3 protein-coding genes are annotated in these 2,980 nt (G+C 63.1%); all 3 read right to left on the reverse strand.

Annotated elements, in window-relative coordinates:
* Positions 1-98: 98 nt before the first annotated feature.
* Genes NG698_RS21490 through NG698_RS21500 form a run of 3 tightly spaced genes read right to left on the reverse strand, consistent with a single transcriptional unit; the run spans position 99 to position 2,651 of the window.
* Complete coding sequence (locus tag NG698_RS21490) at positions 99-1,100, reverse strand: tyrosine-type recombinase/integrase (RefSeq protein WP_252612295.1); 1,002 nt, start codon at positions 1,098-1,100, stop codon at positions 99-101.
* On the reverse strand, positions 1,090-2,073 hold the full coding sequence (locus NG698_RS21495; protein ID WP_252612304.1) for a tyrosine-type recombinase/integrase: 984 nt from the start codon (positions 2,071-2,073) through the stop codon (positions 1,090-1,092). The genes NG698_RS21490 and NG698_RS21495 overlap by 11 nt, the downstream gene beginning before the upstream one ends.
* A complete protein-coding gene (locus NG698_RS21500; RefSeq protein ID WP_252612313.1) occupies positions 2,058-2,651 on the reverse strand; it encodes a tyrosine-type recombinase/integrase in 594 nt (197 codons plus the stop codon). The genes NG698_RS21495 and NG698_RS21500 overlap by 16 nt, the downstream gene beginning before the upstream one ends.
* Positions 2,652-2,980: the final 329 nt, after the last annotated feature.

A 2,980-nucleotide genomic window follows, 5' to 3' on the forward strand; every position in this document is an offset into this window, starting at 1 on the left:
TACCGTCGGCCTAACGAAGTCCACTATGGTTATCAACAGCCAGCCTTGGCAGCGTAGAAGAATTCACTAATTCCGCTGTCCGAAATCCCCGCAGCAGCTCAGAGGATCAGATCGTCGGGTCCTTTCCAGACGGGGGCGAGGTCGGGTGTGGTGCTGGCGGCTTTCTGGATTGCCTCGCGCACCATCTGGTTGTCGGCCGAGGCGTAGATGCTGGTGGTGGCGATGTTGGCGTGACCAAGGAATTCCTTGATGTGGGGCAGGGGCACGCCAGCGCGCAGCATCTGCATGGCGCGGGCGTGCCGCAGCTGGTGGGCATGGATCCGCTCGGGAATCTCCGGACAATTCTCTCGTGCGGCCGTGGCGTGCTTGTTCAGCAGGTAGGTGATGTTGTCCTGGCTCATCGGTTGGTGTTGGCCTGCCCGGATCGTGTAGAAGAAGGGTGCGTCCGGTTCGGGCCTGCCGGGGTGAAACACGTTCAGGTAGTGGTTCAGGTGGCGGCCGGTCTTGTCCATGATGGGGATCGTTCTGGTCTTCTGGCCTTTACCCGTGAGCGTCACGCGCCCGCGGCCGGGGGTGGTATCGATGTCTGCCGGCGTCAGGTCGAGGACTTCCTGGATGCGGGCGGCGGCATCGAAGATGAGCAGGATGATGGTGGTGTCCCTGAGTCCATGACTGGTTTGTTGTCCTGGTGCCCGGATCAGCGCCTCGACGGCGGGCATGGTGAGCGCGTCGGGTGCATGGGCCGGTGCCCGGGCTGGCCGGACTTGTTTGACGTCCAGCCAGATCGCGACGAGTGCCGGGTCCTCGCCGGCGCAGTAGGAGAGGAAGGACTTGATCGCGGCCACCCGTTGGTTCGCCGAGGACGCTGCCAGGCCATGGGTTTCGAGCAGCCAGGTGGTGAACCCGGTGATGGCGGCGTGGTTGATGGAGTCGAAGGTGATCTCGGCCAGCTTCAGCTGCCGTGTTTCGCGCAGGTAGTCGAGCAGTGTGTTCAGCGCGGTTTTGTAGGAGCGGATGGTGTGCGGGCTGAGCCTGCGTGCTCGGGGAAGGTGGATGGTCAGCCAGGTGCGGACGAGTCGGAAGAAATCATCAGATCCCATGGGATGCCTCCGGAAGAGTGGATTCGATGTCGGTGTTGGCGAGCCGGCGCAGGTCGGGATGGAAATCGGCTGCAAGGTGGAAGTAGTACCAGGTGTCTGCAGGGTTGCTGTGCCCAAGATGTCGGCTCAGATAGGCAACCTGCGCTTCCGGGTCACGGCCGGCGCGTACCCACCTGTTGATGCTCTCGATCACGTGGGCGTGGCGAAGGTCGTAGGGGCGCGGCGGCGAACCGGGGCTGGACACGACTGCCGGGCCGGCGGTGGTCAAGAGCTCGTGAAACCAATAGTCGATGCTTGATGCGTGGTAGAAACTGCCCGACCGGTTGGGGAAGAACGGCATCCGGTCTGGGTGATATGCGCTGATCGCGGCGTCATAACTGCAGCAGTAATCATGCAGGTCGGGCGACATGAACACGATCCGGTCCTTGTGCCCTTTGGACTCGCGGATACTGACCGTACCCCGGGCCAGATCAACATCATTTCGATACAGCCGCCTGGCCTCGCCCGGCCGCAGGCCCAGGCAGTAGATCATCCGGAACATCACCGGGATGATCAGCTGCCGCTGCCCGCCATACCCCGAGGCCCGAATTGAATCGGCCGCGTCAAAGATTGCCCGCAACTGCTCGTGCGAGAAGATGTGTGGGCGGTAACGGACCTGTCTGCCCGGAATACCCGAAGGGATGACATACGCGGCGACGCCGAGACCGCTCATGTGCTTGGCGAGCTGCCTGACCGGGGTGATCCGTCGCATCTGTCCGTTCACGTGCTCACCGTCTCGGCCAACAGCCCATGCCATCGCCATTTCGCGGGTCAGCGTGTCTTGCCCAGGATAGTCCCGGGCGCACATCGCGTCGAAATGGCGCAGGTGCCGCTCGGACTCCTCATATGGCAGCCCCATCGCGTGTTTTAGTGCCAGCAGGTTCTGGATATGAGAGGCCAGGCTGCAGGCGAAACCGTTCATGACCGTGCGCATCTCGGCTCGATACCGGCGAAATCGAGACAGCATTCCCGCATGCGCCTTTCATCGGCGGCAAGATAGTGCTTTGCCGAGTCGATTCCCCGGTGACCGAGCGCGCCGGAGATTACCGGCAGCGGCGTGCCGCCCTCGAGCATTCTGGTCGCGAATGATGCCCGCAACACGCGGAAGCCGCGGCCATTGCCGTTCGGTGCAGCCGTCTCGGTGCGGGCAAACGCATACGAGGCCACGTGATACAAGCTGTGCGACGGTGACAGGCCAACGTGCGGGGCTTGGGCTCGCAGGAACACGTGATCGTCGGCAACACCGGCGGGCCTGCCGTGGAGCAGATAATCAGCGATCGCCTCCCCGACGTCGGCCAGCAGCGGCAACGTCAGCACAGTCCCCGTCTTATGCTGGGTGAGTGCGATCTGTCCCTGCTTCCAGTCGATGTCGCTCAAACGCAAGCCCACCATGTCAACAGGGCGCAGGCCAGTCCTGGCCGCCAGCAGCAGCAAGGCCCGGTCCCGGCGGCCTGCCGGTTTGGACACGTCCGGCGAGTTCGTCAGTTCCTCAATACGGTCTGGCGGGAGCACGACTGCAGAATTGACACGCCTCGAGAACCGCGTCGGGACCGCCCGTGACAGTCCTGCGCAATAGCCGGAGTCCTCGAGAAAGCGGCACAACACCCGCACCGCCGTCACTGCAGTCCTCATGCTCCCGGGCCGGTAATGTCCGCCGAGAAAGACCACCGCCGCCGACACACCCGCACCCGACAGCGCCCGAACGTCAGTCACACCATGTTCTGGCAGCCACGCCAGCACTGAGCTGCTGCGGGGATTTCGGACAGCGGAATTAGTGAATTCTTCTACGCTGCCAAGGCTGGCTGTTGATAACCATAGTGGACTTCGTTAGGCCGACGGTA

Source organism: Pseudarthrobacter raffinosi, from assembly GCF_023913735.1.
GTDB lineage: Bacteria > Actinomycetota > Actinomycetes > Actinomycetales > Micrococcaceae > Arthrobacter > Arthrobacter raffinosi.